Here is a 14,147-nt window from a genome sequence, read left to right on the forward strand (position 1 = left end):
CGCCTGGCCACAGGGCCTGCCGCGCGACGGCCGCCGACCTTGCCCGGCGATGGTCAAACGCCGCCGCGGGGTGATCTGCCTCATATTTGCCCGAATTTGGGTCCGACTGGAAGTCCCGGGAGAGCCGCCTTGTTGGAACCTCTCTGAACACCCAAGGAGAGGCAAAAGAAGTGGCTCTACCAGCGATGTTTCGCTCCCTGCGTCATTACAACTACCGGCTGTGGGCAATTTCGGACATGGTCTCCATCACCGGTACCTGGATGCAGGCGCTGGCGCTGAACTGGTTGATCTTGTCCATCACGCACTCGGCGACCAGCGTCGGGCTCGGTCTCGTGCTGAACGCCGCGCCGGCCCTGCTGCTCGGCCCGCTGGCCGGCGCCCTCGCCGACCGGCTGCCGGTGCGGCGGCTCGTGCTGGCCGCGCAGGTGGCCCAGGCCGGGCTGGCCGTCCTGCTGGCCTTCCTGGCGGCGGGCGACGTCACGTCCACCGGCGGCCTGTACGCGATCTCGCTGGCGTCCGGCGTCGTCGGCGCGTTCAGCGGCCCCGCGCTGGGCCGGTTCGGCGCCGAGGTGGTCGGTCCCGATGACCTTTCCAACGCGCTGGCGCTCGGCTCGGTGATCAACTCCGCCGGGCGGATCCTGGGCATGAGCCTCGCGGGCGCCCTGATCCCCCTTCTGGGCGTCTCCGGGGTGTTCGTGGCCAACGCGGCCAGCTTCTTCGCCGTCATCGCGGCCATCCTGGTCATGCGGCGCTCGGAGATGCACGCCATCCCGGCCGCCGCCGACAGCGAACGCGGTATCGCGGACGGGCTGCGGTACGTCCTGCGTACGCCCTGGCTGCTGGTGACGTTCGCCCTGGCGTTCATGATGGGCAGCCTCGGGCGCAACTACCAGGTGACCATGGCGGCCATGAGCGAGGGACCGCTGGACGCGGGCGCCGGAGGCTACGGCGTGCTGTCGGTGGCCTTCGCGGTCGGCACCGTCCTCGGTGGCCTCTACGCGGCGGCCCGGGCGCGGCTGTCCCTGCGCCTGCTGCTGATCGTCGCGGTGGCCTGCTCGGTCGGCCAGCTGTTCGCCGGTGTCACGCCGGGCCTGGTGGCCTTCGCCATCCTGATGGTCCCCGTGGCGGCGGGCGCGGTGGTCATCGACACCACCGTCAGCACGCGGGCCCAGCTCGACAGCCCCTCCCACCTGCGCGGCCGTGTGATCGCCGCCCAGGGCATGGTCGGGGCCGCCGCCGGTGCCGCCGGGCCTCCCGCGCTCGGCGCGCTGAGCGACACCCTCGGCCCGCGCGCCGCACTCGTCCTGGCGGGCGTGATCACCACGATCACCGCGCTGGTCGCCGCCTACGCCCTGATCCGCATCAAGCGGGCGCGCAGGGTCCCGGCGCCGGCGGTGGAGACCGTTCCGGCTCTCGCCCCGGCCCAGGCTCCCGTCCCGGCGATGGCCGCGCACGCCCCCGCCGCTCCGGCGATGGCCGCGCATGCCCCCGCTCCGGCGATGGCCGCGGCCTCGTCGTCCGGCTGACAGACCGCACTGCCACTTCTTTGCCCGGTCATTGCCTGGCGCTCGGGTTGGCGAGCGGATCGTTGGGCGCCTCCGCCTTGGCGGCCTCCATCCGCTCGCCGAGCTCCTGGAGCGCCTTGCGGCCCATGGCCTTGCGCACCTCGGGGAACCACTCCTTCTCCTCTTCCTCCACGTGGTGGCGCACGTTCTCCATGAGCACGGTGACCTTGGCGTCGAAGCGCTCGTCGGCGGGGTCCATGCCGGACAGTTCCGAGAGCATCCACACCACGACGTGGTGCTCCTCGATGCTCTCGAGAATGTGGTCCTTGGTGTCCGGCGCGGCCTCACGCGCGGCCGGGTAGAAGAGCCGCTCCTCGATGTGGGTGTGCGCGGTCAGCTCCTCGATGATCTGATCGACGAGCTTCCGCTTGGTCTTGACGGCGTCGTCCCCGGCCTTCTCGAACTTCTTGAAGAGGCGTTCCACGGTCTTGTGGTCGTCCTTCAACAGCACGATCGCGTCCATCCGACCCTCCTGCTCCGGTACTCGAGCGCGTCTGTCCCGGCCGCTCAATGCCCGCGATCGCCGCTCCCATTCCTGCTGGATCAGGCCGGGACGGATTTCCCGACCGCCCGCTGGGGATGATGATCGACAGGGGGGAATCGGTGCCATGGAGAACGAGGGCCTGGTGCTGCTCGGGGCCTGGGGACAGCTGCTGGCGATCCTGGCGGTGCTCGGGTGGCTGCTGCTGAGGGACCAGCGGTGAGGGGCCGCGCCCGGTGGGCCGCCGCCGCGGCGCTGGCCGGGACGGTCTGGCTGAGCGGCTGCGCGGGCCCGTCGCGGACGGACGCCGACTTCACCGCCAAGGCCGCCAACACGGCGGAAGCGGCGCTCTCCTCGGTGCGGACCGCGCGGATCGCCGCCGAGGCCGCTGCGAAGGGCAAGGCGCCCTCGCGGTACCTGCCGGTGGTGTTCTCCGACCAGGAGACCGCGCTGACCAGCGTCCAGTCCACGTTCGACTCCGTACAGCCGCCCTCGTCGGCGGCCGACGGCGTGCGCGACCGGCTGGACGAGCTGCTCGTGGCGGCGATCGACCAGGTCGCCCGGCTGCGCATCGAGTCCAGGCGCGGCGGTTTCATGCCGGATCGCCGCACCCTCGACGGGCTGACGGCGGTCGGTGACGCGCTCGACCGGTTCGCCGCGGAGCACTCATGACCAGGGTGTACGCGCTCGCGCTGGGGGTGCTGACCGCGTTCGGCGGTTTCGTCGACATCGGAGACCTGGTCGCGGGCTCCCTCATCGGTGCCCGGTTCGGGCTCTCGCTGGCCTGGGTGATGGTCGTCGCGATCGTCGGGATCTGCCTGTACGCGGAGATGTCCGGGCGGATCGCCGCCGTGTCGCACCGGCCCGTGTTCGATCTGGTGCGCGAACGGCTCGGGCCCCGCGCGGCGCTGGCCAACCTGAGCGCCTCGTTCCTGATCACGCTGCTGACGCTCGCCGCGGAGATCGGCGGCGCGGCGCTGGCCCTGCAGCTGGTGACCGGCGTCAGCCATCTGCTGTTCGTGCCGGTGATCATGCTGACGGCCTGGCTGGTGATCTGGCGGCTGAAGTTCTCGATCATGGAGAACGTGTTCGCGCTCGGCGGTCTCGGTCTGCTCGCCTTCGCGGTGGCGCTCTGGGTCCTGCGGCCGGACTGGGGCGAGCTCGCCGGCCAGGCGCTCCACCCGTCGCTGCCCGAGCAGGAGGGCCTGCCGACCTACTTCTACTACGCGATCGCGCTGTTCGGCGGCGCGATGACGCCGTACGAGGTGTTCTTCTTCTCCTCGGGCGGTGTCGAGGAGCGCTGGAGCCGCAAAGACCTGCTCACGAGCCGGATGAACGTCTTCGTGGGGTTCCCGCTCGGGGGGATGCTGTCGCTCTCGATCGCCGCGTGCGCCGCCGTGGTGTTCCAGCCGGCGAGCGTCCAGGTCGACAGCCTGAGCCAGGTCGTCCTGCCCACCGTCGTCGGCCTCGGGCAGGCCGGGTTCGCCTTCGTGATCCTGGGGATCTTCGCGGCGACCTTCGGCGCCACCCTGGAGGCCGCCCTGTCCTGCGGTTACACGGTCGCCCAGTACTTCGGCTGGCAGTGGGGCAAGTTCGTCGCCCCGGTCAAGGCCGCCCGGTTCCACACCGTCGTGCTCGTCAGCCTGCTGATCGCCGGGATGGGAATCCTGACGACGGTCGATCCGATCACGGTCACCGAGTACTCGCTGGTGTTCTCGGCCATCGCCCTGCCGCTCACGTACCTGCCGGTGCTGGTCGTCGCCAACGACGCCCAGTTCATGGGCGACAAGGTCAACGGCCGGATCTCCAACCTCTTCGGCTCGGTCTACCTCGTCCTGCTGCTGGTGGTCGCGCTGGCCGCCATCCCACTGATGATCGCTACCAAGGCGGGTGAGTGACATGACCGGGCCGCGCTACGTCTACGCGGCGCAGGGTCTGCTCGACCGGCAGGTCGAGCACGGCGAGGACCGGATGGTCTGCAAGGTCGACGACGTCGAGCTCGCCGCCGGTGAGGACGGCCGCCCCTACGTCACGGCGCTGCTGGCGGGCCCGCTCGCGCTGGGCCCGCGCATCGGCGGCACGCTGGGCCGGCTGATCCACGACATCGGCCGCCGGCTCAGGAACGACGCCGATCCGCGGGCCGCGCGCATCGACTACCGCCACGTCACCGAGCTGGACCGCGTCGTCCGTGTGGACCGGCCGCCGGAGGCCTTCGATCTCGACCGGCTCGAACGCTGGACGTGCCACCACGTCATCGGCAAGATCCCCGCGGCTGGCCGGAAGGGGGACGGCGATGCGGGCGAGTGAGCTGCTCGGCGCGGCCGTCGTCGACGTCGACGACCGGCTCGTCGGAGACGTCGTGGACGTGCGCTTCAGTGAGGACGGGCCGCGGCTGGGCCACCGCGCCGCCCTGCGGCTCGACGCCGTCCTGATCTCCCCGCGTCGCACCGGCCGCCTGATGGGCTACGGCGAGGGCCGCCCCGGCCCGGACGGGCCCTGGCTGATCAAGGCCGTCGTCAAGGTCCTGCACCGCGGCACCACCATCGCCCGCTGGCACGAGATCGCCGAGCTGGCCCCGGGCCGGGTCCGCCTGCGGGTGCCCGCGGCCCGCCTCACCTCGCTCACCGAGTTCCCGCCCGACGAAGGAGCCGGATGAGCCATGCCTCACTGTCTTATTTGTCCGTGTTTGCCGACCCCGGTGGCGGGCACGGTACGTACTTGCGAGTCACGCAGCGTCAACGTACGGGGGGGAAGATCATGGGAACGGCGGCGACGCGGACGATATCGGTGGAGCTCGACCGTGACGAGTGCCTGTCGCTCGTCGGGACGACCGAGGTGGGCAGGGTCGGCTTCGACGACGGCGAGGGCCCGACGGTGTTCCCCGTCAACTTCGCGCTCGACGGGGAGTGCGTGCTCTTCCGCACCACGCTCACCGGGCGGCTGTACCAGAGCCTGACCGCCATCCCCGACGCCGCGATCCGCATCGCGTTCGAGGTCGACTGGATCAACCAGGAACAGCACATCGGCTGGAGCGTGCTCCTGCGCGGCGGAGCCGAGGCCGTGTCCGTCGAAGAGGGCGAGAAGCAGGAATGGCCGCAGCCCTGGCCGGCGGGGGAGCGCGAGGCGTACGTCCGGCTCCGTCCCACCTCGGTGTGCGGACGCCGTCTGAAGCACGCCTGAGCACCCGGAGCACCTGATCGCAGACCGGACCACCCGAGGAGGAGGGCCATGGGAGAACCCGCGACCGAGACGCACGAGGAGCGGCGGCGCGTGCTCATGTGCCCGCCGGAGTACTACGAGATCACCGGCGACAACCCGTGGACGCCCGAGGGGGCGGAGACCGACCGGGACGCCGCGATGAGCGAGTGGGAGCTCCTGCGCCGCACCTACGAGAGCTTCGGGCACCAGATCGAGGTCATCGAGGCGCGTCCCGGGCTGACGCAGATGGTCTTCGCGGCGAACGGGGCGCTGGCGATCGAGGGGCAGGCGTTCGTGGCCCGCTTCCACAGCGAGGAGCGCGCCGGCGAGCGGCAGGCGCACCAGGAGTGGTTCCGCGACGCCGGGTACGACGTACGGCTGTCGGAGGCGACGAGCGAGGGAGAGGGCGACTTCCTGCTGACCAGGAGGTTCGTCCTCGCGGGGACGGGCTTCCGGACCGCCCAGGAGGCGCACTTCGAGGCCCAGCAGTTCTTCGCGCGGCCCGTCGTCAGCCTCCAGCTGATCGACGAGAAGTTCTACCACCTCGACACGGCGCTGTGCGTGCTCGACGGGGACACCATCGCCTACTACCCCAAGGCGTTCTCGGCCGACAGCCGCAGGCTGCTGGAGCGCCTCTTCCCGGACGCGATCATCGCCACCGACCACGACGCGCACCAGCTCGGGCTCAACTCGTGGTCCGATGGCCGGCATGTGGTCATCCACGGCCCGGCCGAGGACCTGGCGCAGCGGCTGGCCGACCGCGGCTACGAGCCGGTCACCATCGACATGCCGCAGCTCCAGCAGGGCGGCGGCGGCCCCAAGTGCTGCACGATGGGGTTGTACGAGCAGGTCCCCGGGCACTGAGCGGAGTGCGCGTCGCCCGTTCGTCAGGACTCGCGGCGCACCTCGCGCGGGCTCTTGTCGTCGCGCAGGCCCCGCCAGGCGGGATGCCGCAGCCGCCCGTCGCCGGTCCACTCGGCGAACACCACCTCGCCCACCAGCTCCGGCCGCACCCAGCGCACTCCGCGGGCATGGCCGCGCGGAACGCCGCCGACCGGCGGCTCCCGCTGTTCGAGCGGGGCGAGCCGGTCGGCGAGATCGTCCAGCGCCGCCTCGGTGAAGCCGGTGCCGACCTGCCCGGCGTAGGCGAGCCGGTCCCGCTCGTCGTTGACGGCCAGCATGAGCGCGCCGATCCGGTCGGCCCGGCGTCCCTCCCCGGGCGTCCAGCCGACCACGACGACCTCCTGGGTCCGGACGTTCTTGACCTTCGTCCAGTCACGGTGCCGCCGGCCGGCGCGGTAGGGCGAGTCGAGGCGTTTGGCGACCACGCCCTCCATACCGAGCCGGGCGGACTCGGCGTAGGCGTGCGCCACGTCGTCGAAGGCCGGCGGCGTGTCCCAGCGCGGGCCGGACAGGCCGAGTCCCGTCAAGACCTCCCGCCGCTCGGCGTAGGGCCGGGCGATCTGGGGCTCGGTGCCGTGGTGGAGCACATCGAAGATCATGTACGTGACCGGGGCGGCCGCCGCGAGCGCCCTGATGCGGGCCTCCTGCCGCAGGTGCATCCGGGGCCCGAGCGCCTCGAACGACGGCCGCCCCGCCGCGTCGAAGCCGACGATCTCGCCGTCCAGCACGAGCGGGCGGCCGGCCTCGCCCGCCAGCGGCGCCAGCTCGGGCCAGGCGACGGTGATGTCCTTGTCGTTGCGCGAGACCAGCCGCATCCGGCCGTCCCGCAGGTAGGCGACGGCGCGGACGCCGTCCCACTTCATCTCAGCCGCCCAGCCCGCCGTCTCCGGCAGCTCCCCGAGGACTGCCAGCATCGGCGCGTACGTCGGTAAGGGTGCCAAGGCGAGCCCGTGGTCAGACGACGGTACGGCGATGCTGGCCGGCGACGAGGCGCAGCCGGACGACCGTGGGCAGCGAGCTGAGGTCCAGGGCGGCGCGCACGTGCGTCACGGCCTTCTCCTCGATGCCCTTGCGCAGCGCGTCCAGGTTGGCGCGGGCGCCGTACGCGACGTTCAGCATCAGCCTGGGATGCTCCTTGTCGCCCAGCAGCCGCGCGCGTGCCCCGTACACGCCCGGCAGGGTCTCGATCTCGTCCTCCAGCGCGGAGGTCACCGCCTGCGAGGAGACCCGGGTCTGCCCGTCGGAGTCGTCGGCCTCCAAGGACAGGCCGGGAAGCTTCTCGCTCCGGGCCTGCGCCAGCAGCCAGGCGACGCCGATCAAGGCCAGGGCGCAGGCGACGGCCGCCACCGTCGGCCAGAACCACGACTGCCCCTGCGGATAGCGGCGCACCGTGTCCGTGAGAACGGGCGCGCTCGATGATCCCCAGGCACCGAGAGCCCGTGCGAGCACGGCGGCGCCGCCCACCGTGAGCAGCACGCCCACGACGGTCAGCCCGAAGCGGTTGATGAACGCGGCTCTGCGGTCCACGGTCACGCCCCTTTGTGCCGGACTCGGACGCCGACGGTGCGGGCGGGCTCGACTCCGAGTTCGTCGAGGCGCGTCCGCACGGCGGTGCGGACGCTCTCCTTGAGGTCGCCCGCCTCCCGTACCGGCGTGGCCACCGTCACGATGACCCGGTGGCCTCGCGTCTTGACGCTCCGGACGTCGCTGACCAGGTCCAGGTCGCGCGCCGCCGCTCCGGCCGCGGTGCGCAGGCCGCGCTCGGTGACGCCGATGACGAGATCGGGGTCGTCGGTGCGCAGCCGGATCAGCCGCGTGTGCCCCGGCAGCAGCCCAGCCAGCAGCGCGACGAGGCCGAGGAGCACGGCCCCGACACCCGCGGTGACGATCGCGGCGCTCTCCCAGGAGGCGCCGGCCAGCCAGTTCGCCAGCCGCTCGTACGGGACTACCCGGGCGGGGCTGCCGGCGAGCGCGGAGATGGCCTCGACGGCCACGATCGTGCCCGCGGCCGTCAGCACGGCCGCCGTCACCAGCGCCGGCCACACCCGGCGCGGCCGGAAGACACGGCGGGCCGCCCGCCGTGCCGCGCGGTCGGCGGCGCGCGGCGGAGCCTCCGCCCGGCTCGGCGCGTTGCGCAGTTGTCCGGCGGTGGTCGTCATGACGACCACGTCCCCTGGGGCAGCGCGGCGACGTCGATGTCCACCGGGCCGACCCGCAGGCCGGTCATCGTCCTCAGCTCGTGCTGGATGCGCTTGCGGGCCTGCCGGGTCACCTCACGCACCGAGGCGGGATAGGCCACCGAGATCCGCACACGCGGCGAGATCCGGTCGCCCTCGGCGGACGTGCTGCCGCGCGGATGCTCGCCGGCGCCCGCGTGGGAGCCGAGCCGGCCCGCCACGCCGCCGATGCCCGGCGTTCCCGCCGCGGCCCGGCACGCGATCGCCACGATGACCCGGTCGTCGATCGCGGTGGTCCCGCGGTCGGAGACGAGCCGGGCGGTCATGAGGACGACCTGCCGCGCCGGGCGTTCGCCGACCCGAACAGGGCGCCCATGTCGAGCTCGCCCGCGATCACCCGGCCGGCCAGGAAGCCGATGATCCCGAGCACGAGCACGGCCAGGAACGGCCCGAAGCCCCCGAATCCCGCGACCACCCCCAGCACGGTCCCGAAGGCGAGGCCGACCAGCGGCCAGATCTTCATGTCATCCATCGTGGTTCCCCCATCAGTTCAGCTTGCGAGCACGTCGCCGGCGGCGACGCTCCAGCCATCGTTGGACGGCGCCGCGTGGCCCCCGCCGCCGCCGTACGACGGTCACCCCACCGGACGCACGCCCGGACGCGCCGCCGGCCGCCCGTCCGTGGCGCCGGCGGTGGAGCTCCGCCGCGAACACCTCCGGGTCGCCGCCCGCGTCCGGATGGTTGGCGCGGATCCAGGCGCGGAAGGCGGCCCGGTCAGTTCTGCCCATCGACCGCGTCCGCGCCGCCCGCGGCCGTGACGATGTCTCCCACGATCACGTGCACGGACCGTCCATCCGCCAGCGGAGCGACGGCCGCGGCGACCTCGTCGGCCGTCTCGAACACCGGCCGCTCCAGCGTCGCGACCACGCACACCACCAGCTCGTCGTCGTGCACGGCCACCCCCCGCAACGGCGCCCCGGGCCGGTAGGTGACCACCCGCTCCGGCCCGTCCGTGGCGAGGCGGGCCACGCCGCGGCACCGCACGGCCGTCTCCGCGACGCGCTCGGCGAGTTCCCCGGCGGGCGGCGCCCCGGTGGAGCCGGGCGCCGGAGCCTCGACCGGGGTCATTGGACTCGCGACTCCCTGGGCCTGTCCGAAGCGCGGCTCGAGTCCTGGTCGTCGTTCCCGTCCTCCTCGGGCAGATGGATGTCGTCGACGGTGATGTTGACCTCGACGACGTCCAGCCCGCACATCTGCTCGACCGAACGGATGACGTTGTCGCGGACGGCGTCGGCGAGCGCCGGGATCGCCACCCCGTACTCGACGACCACGTCGATGTCGACCGCCGCCTGCCGCTCGCCGACCTCGACGGACACGCCCTGCGAGACGCTCTTGGTCATGCCGGGGATGTGCTCGCGCATCGAGCCGAGCGTCCGGCCCATGCCGGCGCCCATGGCGTGCACGCCGCCGACCTCCCGGGCCGCCATCCCCACGATCTTGGCGACGACGCCGTCGGCGATGGTCGTGCGCCCCTGCTGTGTGACGAGCGCCCCGCCGTCCGCCGAGCGCGTGCTCGCCCCCGACCGGGCCGGCGCGCTCGACGAGCCCGCCGACTTCGCGGTGCCGGACGTGCTCGACGTGCCCGTCCTGGGCAGGCTCGTGCCGGCATCGGTCCCCGCCTGCCGTGATCCTTCCGTGGTCGAACCGTCCGCACTCGAACGGTCCGTGGTCGTGCTCCTCCCGTTGCCCTGACCCACGATCCTCTCCCCCGATCGGTCTGTGAGCATGAAGCATGGATAACCGACTTCATACCCGCGTGGGCCGTAATATGACGCCAGAAAAGAATAATGGTTGAATTTGCACAAGCAGACCATTTCTTTGTGTTTTCTGTGGCGTTCGCGCAGGTGGCAGCGGATCAGAAAAGGGTCGGCGGCCCGGCCGGAACGGGCTCGGGCAACGGCTCGACCTCCGGCATTCGCTCGCGCACCTCGTCGTGGAAACGGCGGGCGAGCGTCAGCGCGCCGGCGTTGTCGGGCGTGTGGATGAAGACCGTCGGCGACCGGCCCTCGCGGAGCCACTCGGCGACCCGGCCCACCCACGGCCGCCAGCCCTCCACGGTCCGCTCGGTGTCGTCGCGGCCCAGGTAGCGCACGATCGGCCGGTCGGTGAGCGCCGCCGACCGGCGCGGCACCCGGGGCTTCTTCGTCCAGGCGTCCCGTTCGGCGTCGCTCGCCGGCGGGCTCTGGAACATGGTCACGGTGTCGAACGGGATCCACTCGGCGCCGACCTCGGTGAGCAGCCGTTCGAGCCATCCCGCCGACCGCGCGTCCTCGAAGAACGCCCGGTGCCGGACCTCGACGGCCCACCGGTACGAGCGCGGCGCCCGCCGCAGGAACGCCGCCAGCGTCGCCAGATCCGACGGCGCGAACGATCCCGGCAACTGGATCCAGAGGGCGTGGGCCCGTGACCCGAGGGGTTCGACGGCCGTCAGGAACGCGCGCAGCTCCTCGTCCGCCCCGGTGAGCCGGCGTTCATGGGTGATCGTCTTGGGCAGCTTCACCACGAAGCGGAAGTCCGGGCCTGTCTGCGCCGCCCACGACTCCACGGTGTCCCGGCTCGGCGTGGCATAGAACGTCGTGTTGCCCTCCACCGCGTTGCACCAGCTGGCGTAGGCACGCAGGCGTTCTTGCGGGGACAGCGGATGGGGGAGCAGCCGCCCCTGCCACGGCGCGTGAGCCCACATCGCGCATCCCACATGAAGCCGCATGGCCCCGACGCTACCGAAGCCGCCGAGAAGACAAAAAATTTGGCGAAACTCCGTAATCCCGCCGTAGCCTCGCCGTCTCTCCATCACGTCGGTACGAGTGAAGGAGATCTCATTGTCTGACCGCAGCCGGGTGGTCGGCCTCCCCCTTCCCCGCATCGAACTGGGACTCTCGTTCCGGGACGACGCGCGGATCGCACGCGATCTTCGTCCGTACGTGCCGGAGATCGCCGCGGAGGCGGCCCGCCGGATCGAGGAGCGGGTGCCGGAGTTCCTGCGGCCCCACGATCCCCGGTACGCCGAGGCGCTCGGGGTCGGCGTCGAGCAGGCCATCGGCCACTTCCTGGACCTGATGGCCGACCCCGACTCGGGGTCGGGCGAGGTACTGGAGTTCTGGCGGGGGGTCGGCATCGGCGAGGCCATCGAGGGACGGACGCTGGACGCCTGGCAGGCGGCGATCCGGATCGGCGCCGGGGTGGCCGTCGAGCGGCTGACCGAACGCGCGGAGAAGCTCGGCTATCTGACCAGCCCCACCATCGTGGCGGGCATCGCCAACGCCGTCTTCGGATACCTCAACCAGCTGGCCGAGATCGTCGCCGCCGGGCACGCCGACGCCGCCGCCCGCGCGGCGGGTGCGCACCACGACCGCCGGCGGCGGCTGCTCGACCTGCTCCTCGGCGACCCGGCCCCGGATCTGAAGGACCTCCGCGAGCCCTCCCGTGAGGCGGGCTGGCCGCTGCCACGGACCGTGGCCGCCGTGGCGCTGCGCGAACACGGCACCGACACCCGCCGTCCGGCCGTGCCGCCCGACGTGCTGCTCGGGCTGCACCGCACCGAGCCGTGCCTGATCGTCCCCGATCCGGACGGCCCCGGACGCAACCAGATCCTGCGGCAGCAACTGCGCGGCTGGTCCGCCGCGATCGGCCCGACGGTGGAGATCACCGAGCTGGCCATGTCGATGCGGTGGGCGGCCGACGCGCTGGAGCTGGCGGGCCAGGGGCTGATCGACGCGACCGGGCTGATCGTGGCCGAGGCGCACATGCCGATCATCTTGATGATGCGGGAACGCGATCTGATCGAGCGGATGATCAAGCGCCGGCTCGCGCCGCTGCTCACCGTGCGCCCCGCGCAGCGGTACCGGCTGGCCGAGACGCTGCTGACGTGCCTGGAGTGCGGGTTCAACGCCACCGAGGTGGCCGGGCGGCTGCACGTGCACGCCCAGACCGTGCGCTACCGCATCCGCCAGCTCGACGATCTCTTCGGGGACAGCGTCCACGCCACCACCGGGCGGCTGGAACTGCACATGGCGCTGCGTGCCTGGCTCACCCTCAACGCCGAGCCGCTCGCCCGCGACCAGCTCAGCTGCGGGTGAGCGCCGCCACCGCCGGCCGGCCCAGGGCGGCTACCGATCCATGGACCAGCCCTGGGCGGCCATGCCGGAGAACGACGAGGACTTCAGGGTGACCGGCTGGAGCCCCGAATAGCTCGCCTGCAGGTACCAGCTTCCGTTGGCCAGCCGCGCGCCGGCCACCCCGCCGGTCTGCACGATCTTCCATACCTGGTTCGGCCCCCCGCAGGGCGTCGTGGTCACGGCGTACTCGGTGCTGCCTTCCCACGGGACGGACGCCGAGGCCGCGCCGCGGCTCATGCACTTGCCGTTCGCCCCGCTCTTCAGCGTGAAGCCGCCGGCGGTGTTCGTGCGCCGCCAGGCCGTGGCCGCGTTGCCGCAGGGGCGCTGGACGACGTTCGCGCCCTGCGGGGCCAGGCAGGACTGCAGGGTCGCGCTGCGGATCCGGAAGACCCCGGCCGAGGCGGGAGCGGCGCCCCGGGGCCTCGGCCTGGCGGGTTTGATCCGCTTGGGCGACACGGGCGGCGCCGTGCCCGCGCGGGCGGGTGGCACCGGCGTGGTCGCAGTCGGGCTCGCCGACAGCACGGGTGGGCTGTTGGGCGGCGCGGCCTGCGGCGGCGGCGTGCGTTCGGCCGGTCCGAGCACCATCGTCCCGAAGAGGATGGCCAGCAGGGCGCCCGCGCCGACTCCCGCGAGCCCCGCCGGCAGGACCCAGCCGGAGAGGGACGAGCCGCCCGCCTGGACCAGGGCGCTCAGCGGCGCCGAGGGCGCCCCCAGCGCGACGATCCCGACCGGCAGGGCGCGCCGCAGGCGGGCGTTGAGGTCGGACATCTCCTCGGCGGTGCGCCGGCAGTCCGCGCAGGACTCCAGGTGCCGCCGCAGGGCACGGCCGCGACGCCGCCCCGGACGCCGGACGCTCGCGGCGAGCTGGGCGGTGAACTCCGCGCACTCCGGACGGCCCTCGCAACTGGCCGCGAGGAAGGCCTGCCGGAGCCCCTCGCGGGCCCGGAACGCCAGCTGGGCGACCGCGCCGGGCTCCATCCCGAGCAGCTCCGCGACCTGCTGGACGGGCTCGTCCTCGATGATCGTGTGCCACAGGACGGTCTGCCAGCGTTCGGGCAGGGAACGGAACGCGCGCACCAGCGCGTCGAGCTCGTCCAGGTCGGGCAGCTCGTCGGCGGGGCGGTCGGCCCATTCGGCGACCTCGTCGGTCACCACCGTGCGGCGGCCCGCCCGGGCCCAGTCGACGGCGGCGTTCCGCACGACGGTGTAGAGGTAGGGCCGGTAGGCCTCGCGAGGCCCCATGCCCTGGCGCAGTGCCGCGAGCGTCCGCGTGAACGCCTCGCTCGTCAGGTCCTCGGCCGCGTGCTGGTCGCGGACCAGGCCCCGGGCGTATCCCAGCACCGCGGTGTGATGCCGCCGGAACAGCTCGCCCGACGCCTGCTCATCGCCGGTCCCGGCCGCCGCCACCAGATCGGCGTCCGACTCCGTCCCCACGCGCGTAGCCACCAGGCCATCCAACCCAAGCCTCACAAGTCACCACAACCCTCGCCAGCCACTATTCGCGCTTTGGGGCGGCCCCAAGCTCCCTGGCGACCCGGTGAGCGGGTGGAAGCCGGTGACGCCGGGCGGCTAGGGTGCCCGAAAGCTACCACTTCGTACTCGGGAATCACCCGGATACGGGGTTGTGGGAGGAATGCGCGGCCTCTTG

General features: G+C 72.6%; 19 protein-coding genes. 8 read left to right on the forward strand and 11 right to left on the reverse strand.

The window, feature by feature from the left end:
- Positions 1-185 precede the first annotated feature (185 nt).
- Positions 186-1,526 (forward strand): MFS transporter, encoded by a 1,341-nt coding sequence (locus tag ABD333_RS06000; RefSeq protein ID WP_344538408.1) that lies wholly within the window; start codon positions 186-188, stop codon positions 1,524-1,526.
- Positions 1,527-1,554: 28 nt separating this feature from the next.
- Here the strand turns inward: ABD333_RS06000 and ABD333_RS06005 are convergent, their stop codons facing one another.
- Positions 1,555-2,028: a hemerythrin domain-containing protein gene (locus ABD333_RS06005; RefSeq protein ID WP_344538410.1), complete on the reverse strand. Its 474-nt coding sequence runs from the start codon at positions 2,026-2,028 to the stop codon at positions 1,555-1,557.
- A gap of 237 nt (positions 2,029-2,265) precedes the next feature.
- Between ABD333_RS06005 and ABD333_RS06010 the strand changes: the two genes are divergently transcribed.
- The 6 genes from ABD333_RS06010 to ddaH all read left to right on the forward strand — a co-directional run bounded on the left by ABD333_RS06010 (position 2,266) and on the right by ddaH (position 6,108).
- Positions 2,266-2,718, forward strand: coding sequence for a hypothetical protein (locus ABD333_RS06010; protein WP_344538411.1), 453 nt, complete (start codon positions 2,266-2,268; stop codon positions 2,716-2,718).
- Positions 2,715-3,944, forward strand: coding sequence for an NRAMP family divalent metal transporter (locus ABD333_RS06015; RefSeq protein WP_344538412.1), 1,230 nt, complete (start codon positions 2,715-2,717; stop codon positions 3,942-3,944). Before ABD333_RS06010 ends, ABD333_RS06015 begins: the two co-directional genes overlap by 4 nt.
- A gap of 1 nt (position 3,945) precedes the next feature.
- Positions 3,946-4,353 carry a hypothetical protein gene (locus tag ABD333_RS06020; protein ID WP_344538414.1) on the forward strand — a complete coding sequence of 136 codons (408 nt, stop codon included), beginning with the start codon at positions 3,946-3,948 and terminating at the stop codon, positions 4,351-4,353.
- On the forward strand, positions 4,340-4,702 hold the full coding sequence (locus ABD333_RS06025; RefSeq protein WP_344538416.1) for a PRC-barrel domain-containing protein: 363 nt from the start codon (positions 4,340-4,342) through the stop codon (positions 4,700-4,702). Before ABD333_RS06020 ends, ABD333_RS06025 begins: the two co-directional genes overlap by 14 nt.
- Before the next feature lie 101 nt (positions 4,703-4,803).
- A complete protein-coding gene (locus ABD333_RS06030; RefSeq protein WP_344538417.1) occupies positions 4,804-5,226 on the forward strand; it encodes a pyridoxamine 5'-phosphate oxidase family protein in 423 nt (140 codons plus the stop codon).
- Between the two features lie 48 nt (positions 5,227-5,274).
- On the forward strand, positions 5,275-6,108 hold the full coding sequence (gene ddaH, locus ABD333_RS06035; protein ID WP_344538419.1) for a dimethylargininase: 834 nt from the start codon (positions 5,275-5,277) through the stop codon (positions 6,106-6,108).
- Positions 6,109-6,131: 23 nt separating this feature from the next.
- Here the strand turns inward: ddaH and ligD are convergent, their stop codons facing one another.
- The 9 genes from ligD to ABD333_RS06085 form a co-directional block, all read right to left on the reverse strand.
- Positions 6,132-7,061, reverse strand: a complete 930-nt coding sequence (ligD, locus tag ABD333_RS06040) for a non-homologous end-joining DNA ligase (protein WP_344538421.1) — start codon at positions 7,059-7,061, stop codon at positions 6,132-6,134.
- Positions 7,062-7,101: 40 nt separating this feature from the next.
- Positions 7,102-7,674, reverse strand: a complete 573-nt coding sequence (gene amaP / locus ABD333_RS06045; protein ID WP_344538423.1) for an alkaline shock response membrane anchor protein AmaP — start codon at positions 7,672-7,674, stop codon at positions 7,102-7,104.
- 2 nt (positions 7,675-7,676) lie between these two features.
- The gene (locus ABD333_RS06050) at positions 7,677-8,306 is read right to left on the reverse strand and encodes a DUF6286 domain-containing protein (protein ID WP_344538424.1); all 630 of its coding nucleotides are present in this window, start codon (positions 8,304-8,306) and stop codon (positions 7,677-7,679) included.
- On the reverse strand, positions 8,303-8,650 hold the full coding sequence (locus ABD333_RS06055) for an Asp23/Gls24 family envelope stress response protein (protein ID WP_344538426.1): 348 nt from the start codon (positions 8,648-8,650) through the stop codon (positions 8,303-8,305). The genes ABD333_RS06050 and ABD333_RS06055 overlap by 4 nt, the downstream gene beginning before the upstream one ends.
- The gene (locus tag ABD333_RS06060; RefSeq protein WP_344538866.1) at positions 8,647-8,841 is read right to left on the reverse strand and encodes a hypothetical protein; all 195 of its coding nucleotides are present in this window, start codon (positions 8,839-8,841) and stop codon (positions 8,647-8,649) included. The genes ABD333_RS06055 and ABD333_RS06060 overlap by 4 nt, the downstream gene beginning before the upstream one ends.
- 28 nt (positions 8,842-8,869) lie before the next feature.
- Complete coding sequence (locus ABD333_RS06065) at positions 8,870-9,112, reverse strand: hypothetical protein (RefSeq protein WP_344538428.1); 243 nt, start codon at positions 9,110-9,112, stop codon at positions 8,870-8,872.
- Positions 9,099-9,452: a hypothetical protein gene (locus ABD333_RS06070; protein WP_344538429.1), complete on the reverse strand. Its 354-nt coding sequence runs from the start codon at positions 9,450-9,452 to the stop codon at positions 9,099-9,101. Before ABD333_RS06070 ends, ABD333_RS06065 begins: the two co-directional genes overlap by 14 nt.
- Positions 9,449-9,979, reverse strand: a complete 531-nt coding sequence (locus ABD333_RS06075; protein ID WP_410557279.1) for an Asp23/Gls24 family envelope stress response protein — start codon at positions 9,977-9,979, stop codon at positions 9,449-9,451. The genes ABD333_RS06070 and ABD333_RS06075 overlap by 4 nt, the downstream gene beginning before the upstream one ends.
- A gap of 260 nt (positions 9,980-10,239) precedes the next feature.
- Positions 10,240-11,091, reverse strand: a complete 852-nt coding sequence (locus ABD333_RS06085; RefSeq protein WP_344538431.1) for a DUF72 domain-containing protein — start codon at positions 11,089-11,091, stop codon at positions 10,240-10,242.
- A 112-nt stretch (positions 11,092-11,203) separates the two neighbouring features.
- On the opposite strand from ABD333_RS06085, the gene ABD333_RS06090 reads away from it, so the two are divergent.
- Complete coding sequence (locus ABD333_RS06090; protein ID WP_344538433.1) at positions 11,204-12,460, forward strand: PucR family transcriptional regulator; 1,257 nt, start codon at positions 11,204-11,206, stop codon at positions 12,458-12,460.
- A 30-nt stretch (positions 12,461-12,490) separates the two neighbouring features.
- On the opposite strand, the gene ABD333_RS06095 is transcribed toward ABD333_RS06090, so the two are convergent.
- On the reverse strand, positions 12,491-13,945 hold the full coding sequence (locus tag ABD333_RS06095) for a sigma-70 family RNA polymerase sigma factor (protein ID WP_344538434.1): 1,455 nt from the start codon (positions 13,943-13,945) through the stop codon (positions 12,491-12,493).
- Positions 13,946-14,147: the final 202 nt, after the last annotated feature.

The organism is Actinomadura fulvescens, from assembly GCF_039533225.1.
Lineage (GTDB): Bacteria > Actinomycetota > Actinomycetes > Streptosporangiales > Streptosporangiaceae > Spirillospora > Spirillospora fulvescens.

Coding starts and splice junctions, on each gene's coding strand:
- ABD333_RS06000 (WP_344538408.1), top strand. CDS start 186: ATGTTTCGCTCCCTGCGTCATTACAACTACCGGCTGTGGGCAATTTCG.
- ABD333_RS06005 (WP_344538410.1), bottom strand. CDS start 2,028: ATGGACGCGATCGTGCTGTTGAAGGACGACCACAAGACCGTGGAACGC.
- ABD333_RS06015 (WP_344538412.1), top strand. CDS start 2,715: ATGACCAGGGTGTACGCGCTCGCGCTGGGGGTGCTGACCGCGTTCGGC.
- ABD333_RS06020 (WP_344538414.1), top strand. CDS start 3,946: ATGACCGGGCCGCGCTACGTCTACGCGGCGCAGGGTCTGCTCGACCGG.
- ABD333_RS06025 (WP_344538416.1), top strand. CDS start 4,340: ATGCGGGCGAGTGAGCTGCTCGGCGCGGCCGTCGTCGACGTCGACGAC.
- ABD333_RS06030 (WP_344538417.1), top strand. CDS start 4,804: ATGGGAACGGCGGCGACGCGGACGATATCGGTGGAGCTCGACCGTGAC.
- ddaH (WP_344538419.1), top strand. CDS start 5,275: ATGGGAGAACCCGCGACCGAGACGCACGAGGAGCGGCGGCGCGTGCTC.
- ligD (WP_344538421.1), bottom strand. CDS start 7,061: ATGCTGGCAGTCCTCGGGGAGCTGCCGGAGACGGCGGGCTGGGCGGCT.
- ABD333_RS06050 (WP_344538424.1), bottom strand. CDS start 8,306: ATGACGACCACCGCCGGACAACTGCGCAACGCGCCGAGCCGGGCGGAG.
- ABD333_RS06055 (WP_344538426.1), bottom strand. CDS start 8,650: ATGACCGCCCGGCTCGTCTCCGACCGCGGGACCACCGCGATCGACGAC.
- ABD333_RS06065 (WP_344538428.1), bottom strand. CDS start 9,112: ATGGGCAGAACTGACCGGGCCGCCTTCCGCGCCTGGATCCGCGCCAAC.
- ABD333_RS06070 (WP_344538429.1), bottom strand. CDS start 9,452: ATGACCCCGGTCGAGGCTCCGGCGCCCGGCTCCACCGGGGCGCCGCCC.
- ABD333_RS06085 (WP_344538431.1), bottom strand. CDS start 11,091: ATGCGGCTTCATGTGGGATGCGCGATGTGGGCTCACGCGCCGTGGCAG.